This window comes from Pseudomonas sp. FIP_A4 (assembly GCF_036701605.1).
Lineage (GTDB): Bacteria > Pseudomonadota > Gammaproteobacteria > Pseudomonadales > Pseudomonadaceae > Stutzerimonas > Stutzerimonas phenolilytica.
On the sequence record NZ_JAYDXP010000115.1, the window covers coordinates 1 to 269 of the forward strand.

Below are 269 nucleotides of genomic sequence, written 5' to 3' on the forward strand. Positions count from 1 at the left end.
GACGCCGACGGTGACCCGTCCAGCGCCACGCTGACCATCACCATCACCGGCAGCAACGACGGCCCGACCCTGAGCCTGGTGGCCACCGACAGCCTCGCCGAAGAAGCCGGGCTGAGCAGCGGCTCGGCCGCCGCTGGCGCAGCCGCCTGTAACCGGGCCGGCTACGACCGAGGCGCTGTTGCGCCTGTCGTAATCAGCTTGCGCCGCCGGTGAGTGGTGCGCCGCGGGCCTTTCGCATCGGCGTGCCGGCCTTCGACCTGTTCCCCTTC

Annotated in this window: 1 protein-coding gene; it reads left to right on the forward strand. The window is 71.7% G+C overall.

Annotated features, from left to right (window positions below; all coding sequences use genetic code 11):
- Positions 1-213, forward strand: a 213-nt coding sequence (locus U8L64_RS03730; protein WP_333394119.1) for a VCBS domain-containing protein, incomplete at its 5' end; no start/stop codon positions are given.
- Positions 214-269 lie beyond the last annotated feature (56 nt).